The sequence below is a fragment of the Flavobacterium sandaracinum genome, from assembly GCF_004349135.1.
In the GTDB taxonomy this organism is placed as follows: domain Bacteria; phylum Bacteroidota; class Bacteroidia; order Flavobacteriales; family Flavobacteriaceae; genus Flavobacterium; species Flavobacterium sandaracinum.
In genome coordinates this window covers 1-5,075 of the sequence record NZ_SMFN01000043.1, presented here as the reverse complement: position 1 = coordinate 5,075, position 5,075 = coordinate 1, and the positions used below count along the sequence as shown (strand labels likewise).

At 35.0% G+C, this 5,075-nt stretch carries 4 protein-coding genes; 2 read left to right on the top strand and 2 right to left on the bottom strand.

The features are described from left to right. Positions 1 to 268: IS3 family transposase (locus E0F91_RS17380; protein ID WP_165930099.1), on the top strand; the 268-nt coding region annotated here is incomplete at its 5' end. Between the two features lie 194 nt (positions 269 to 462). On the opposite strand, the gene E0F91_RS17375 is transcribed toward E0F91_RS17380, so the two are convergent. Beyond that, entirely contained in the window at positions 463 to 3,483 is a 3,021-nt protein-coding gene (locus E0F91_RS17375; RefSeq protein WP_132067617.1) for a type III restriction-modification system endonuclease, read from the bottom strand. A 493-nt stretch (positions 3,484 to 3,976) separates the two neighbouring features. Continuing rightward, on the bottom strand, positions 3,977 to 4,609 hold the full coding sequence (locus E0F91_RS17370; protein WP_243698930.1) for an ATP-binding protein: 633 nt from the start codon (positions 4,607 to 4,609) through the stop codon (positions 3,977 to 3,979). 225 nt (positions 4,610 to 4,834) lie between these two features. Between E0F91_RS17370 and E0F91_RS17365 the strand changes: the two genes are divergently transcribed. Then, positions 4,835 to 5,075, top strand: a 241-nt coding sequence (locus tag E0F91_RS17365) for a transposase (protein WP_132066289.1), incomplete at its 3' end; no start/stop codon positions are given.

Here is a 5,075-nt window from a genome sequence, read left to right as displayed (position 1 = left end):
TGCAAATGTTTTAGACTCATATAAGGTAACTCGAAGCATGAGTAGAGCGGGAAATTGCTGGGATAATGCAGTAGCTGAGAGCTTCTTCAAATCATTAAAAACAGAATTAATTTATGGAAATAAACTGATCTCTAAAGAGCAAATGAAACTTCAAGTTTTTGAATATATAGAAGTCTGGTACAATCAAAAAAGAAGACATTCAGCTTTGAAATACCTGACGATAATGGAATTTAACACTAAAACCAATAATTACAAAAATGTCGCTTAACTTAAACTCCACTTTTTATTTGCATATCCAATCACCATATTTACCATAACGATGTACCTAACCAAGAAAGCAACCAATACTTAATAACAAAAAAAAGTTCGACTTTATCTAAAAAGTCGAACCTCTATTATATTTCACACTTTCTAGTAAGTGTTCGTTATTTTCTACACCATCTCTATCAAGTGATAGCTATACTAACTACTTAATGCAAACTCCGTAACATCACTAATATCACTTGCGACAATCATCTCACCACCAATAGCTTCAAAGTGTTTTTTACCGCAATCTATCTTAGCTTGTTCCTTTGGTCTTAAGTCAAATAATCCAGTGCTACCTTTTGACTCAACTACGAAGAATAATTTTTCCTCTCCACTATCTGTCCAGAGTACTGCCCAGTCAGGATTGTAGGTTCCTAGTGGTGTTTCAATTTTAAACCAGTCTGGTAGTTTAGCATATACCGATATATTATCACTTTCTTCAAATTGTGTTGCTAATGTTGATTCAATTTTAGAATCGTAAACCACATAATCATATGGGGACTTCTCACTACCCTTCAAGTTAGACTGTAAATACCCAAATAACTCTTTATTTTCAAATAATTCTTGACTGTAGTATTCTGTATCACCAATCTTCTTATATTGGATTCCGTCTATGATATGCAACCTCATCTGTTCATTGATAATATCAATACAACCTTCAATAAATTTTTGAGGGTTTATTTTGAAATAAGGAAGTCTATTGGTGCCAGTTAGAATTTTAACAATTGACTTTCGGGTCAATTGGGTTTCATTTTGTAGATAACTCACAATATCAGGTAGTCGTTCCACCTCACTATTTAATACTTCTGTTTGTGTTTTAATGTTAGCGGTATCAGCACCACCAGCATTCATTGTAACGGTAGCTTTCGTGTAAGTTAACTTTCCTCTATTTATTTTAAGCCGATTGTTAATAGCATTAATGCATTCATTCACCAATGTTTCTGAATCAAAATCTACGGAAAATGTAGTTCTAAACTTCACTCGTTCCCATAACTCTTTGAACTCAGGACTGTCTAGTATACGTTTATTTACTTTAACCAGTTGTTTCTTTGCGCCATCTTTAATTTCAAGCTTGCCAGCAGTATCTTTTAGCGTATTTATGATTTGACTTAGTATATGTGGTGTTTCAGCATACTCTTCGGGCAATTCAACTCTCTCTTCTTTAAGAGCGATTCTTAACGCATCTTGTACTTTGCCTTTAGCATCTATATACCCTTTTTGAAGCAGGTGAGTAAAAAGTTCACCCGATTTTTGCTGCCCTAAATACGTTATTTCTTCATCTATAATTTCTACCACCACGTCGCCAAAACTATGTGCTGCTAGGACACCGAATCTAATCCCAGTTTCAGTTTCAATCTCTTTTTGGAAATTATCTACAAAATCTACATAGGATTCTGTAGCCATTACGGTCAAGGTATTTACTTCGTGACCATGTACTCGTTCACCAGCCTGATTAACGCATAAACGCAGTCCACGACCAATTTCCTGCCTTCTTCTTGTTTCAGAATTCCCTGCTTCCTTTAATGTGCAGATTTGAAATACATTGGGGTTATCCCAACCTTCCTTTAGAGCAGAGTGAGAGAAGATAAATCTCAAATTTGAATCAAAACTCAATAACATTTCTTTGTCACGCATGATCAGGTGATACGTATCTTCATCCGCATTAGTATTCCCCTTGGTATCTTTGAAGTACTCAAATTTATCTTTAGAGTTACTCTTTTTGCTTTTTTTATCTATCGAAAAATAACCATTATGTACATGACTTGCGGAAATTTGCGCATCGGCTATTTCATTAAACAAACTGGTATATTTTGGTTTACGAATTAGTTTGAGATATTCCTTCTCAAAGATTTCAGCATACTCACCATTGGCTTGAATCCCATCCTCATCGTACATTCTGTATTTAATAACAGTATCAATAAAGAAAAGGCTTAATACCTTAATCCCTTGTGGGTTTAATACCAGTTCTTTGTTCAGATGTTCCTCAATAGTCTTACGAATTAGAGCTGTTTTAATCTGCTTATCATCCACATTACCAATTGCCTCACCCAGTTTAATTACATCTTCCTTACTGGTGAAATCAATGTATTCGACTCCTACTGCTGCATGGATATCTTTTATTATATAACCTTCATATTCAGATCTATCAGTTAATTGTTCCAAATCATCATTTTGCTTTACCGTAATCACCTTTCTAGAAATACCACCATTTTTGAAGATATCCAGCTCTACTTTAGCCACAGGATAACCTCTGCTGATTTTGATATCCATCAATCGAATGTAGACCTGGTTATTTACGCCTTCGGTCTGGACCGAACCTACTTCTATCTGTTTTACCAGCTTCTTCTCATAGGCATCTACCGCATCTAGCTTATACATCAAGTTAACCTTCTCTTTATGGGTAGCTGAGTACCGAATAATTGCTAATGGATTTAAGCTCTGAACTGCTTTCTTTCTGAGTGGTGTACTCATAGTAGTCTGTGGCTCATCGATGATGATCATTGGGTGGGTATTCTTGATAAGATCTAACGGCTTATACCCTAACGAGTCATTGTATCTATGAATGATGTTAGCTGTTTTCTTTATATCACTAGGATTCTCAAAGCTCTTGGCAAAGGCATCAATGTTAATTACCATGATTTCCAAACGGTCATTGGTGGCAAAGTCCCGAACTTGATTAAGCTTGCTACTATCATATATAAAGAAGTTGTAATTGATATTATCATACAACTGTTTTAAATGTTCTTTCGTGATTTGTAATGACTTATACACCCCTTCTTTGATAGGAATTGACGGCACTACAATGATATGTTTGGCAAACCCATATTTGACATAGGATTCAAGGATGGTCCTGAGATATACATACGTCTTACCAGTTCCTGTTTCCATCTCAATAGTGAAATCAAGTGCTTTTCGATCTACATCATTCTTGGCAGATGGCTTTAAACCATTGCCCAGTTGTATATTTTGGATGTTTTCCAGCAGATTCCCCTCGGTAATAGTCAATCTATTACCGTAACCTATATCAGTGAATTCTATATTTTGTTGTTTAGCCAAGAATTCTGGTGAGTAAACGGTAAAGTTAGACTCACAAATATCTTGACCTCGAAAGATACCTACTACAGCATCTATTGCTTCTTGCTGGTATCCTAATCCACTATCAAATTGTATTTTCATAATCATTAACTATATTCGAAAGTATTATTTATGGTTTAACCCTTTCTACAACATATACTGTTGCTTGTTTTATTATGTTCTTTGTTCCGTCCTAGCTTAACACTCGCACATCCTTGCTTAATGTCTGCGAACCCTTATTTCCAATGGATATTAAGTCTTCTCTGAACATTGCTTATTAGATCTACATCCTAGCTTAACCTATGTGAAGCCCTATGAACAATGATGACTAGATCTTTATTTTAGCCTAGCTTAATACACCAGCATCCTAGCTTAACCTCTGGGAAGACCTATAAACAATGAAGCCCTAATCTTGATTCTAGCCTAGCTTATCATGTCTATATCCTAGCTTAACTCTAGCGAAGCCCTATAAATGATGATAACTGAGTCTTGATTCTAGCCTCGTTTATCATCTATTCATCCTTGCTTAATCTTTACATGTGCTAACTAAAGGCAACAAGTATTAAATCTCATTTAATAAATTATGACAATACTTCTACAGTTTCTTAAACACATAGGGTGCATTTATATCACGTAGTTTATCGCTCAATCGATCTAATATGCCATCTGCTACAAACTTGTTTGCATACCCACGTATGGTATTAATATTTATATCGGTAGCTTGTGAAAGTTCCTCTATGTTCGCCTTGTGATTATAAAACAAATAATTAAGGATGCTTCTTTGTGTAGCATTATAATTAACCCAATTTTTTTCAACGGTTTCAACTACTGAGTTGTGTATGGTTTTAGAGTGTTCGCTAATTTTATTTCTAAGTGTTAAATATACAGTCCCATTTTCTTGCTTATATTCGGGCACAGACAACATTGATTTTTCCATTGACTCATAAATACGAGATACTCCTTCATTTAGTTGTCTAATGTAACCCATATCTTCAAGAACCCTGGCTATTCTTGGGTTTCTAGCGAAACGTTCCGTTTTTATGTTCTCAACAGTCACTTGTGCTGGAAGAGGTCCGCTATTACTAATTTCTAAACGGTTATCAAAGTGTTTAATATAAATAGCACTCCCTTGTACATTATAAGAACGGTGACATAAGGCATTTACGATACCCTCTAGCCAAGCTTCTTCGGGGTATTCAGGTACTTTCCTAAACTTACCATCTTCCATGTTTAAAAAATAATAATCTTTAATGGAAGCTCTGAGGAAAGCTCTCAATTCATCGATAATATTTGGGATATTATTTTCAAATCGAACGTCCTTTACAACGTTATGATTTACACCTGTTAGTGCTTCAATACCCTCGTATCTTATGTAACGAACGGATGCAGATGGTATGGATGTACTAATTTAGCTGGGAGTTTGAGTTAAGAGAAAAAACCTTAATTTTAACTTATGACAAGAGAAAGAAAAATTTATGACGCAGCGTTTAAAATAAAAGCTGTAGAATTGAGTAATGAACGATCTAACCTTACTGAATTAGCCAGAGAATTAGGTATCCGTGTTAGTATGCTGTATAAATGGCGTAAAGATTACGATAAATTTGGATCTGGTAGTTTTCCTGGTAATGGAATTTTAAAACAAACCGCAGAACAAAAATTGATTAGCGAATTAGAGGCAAAATTAAAAGAAGCTG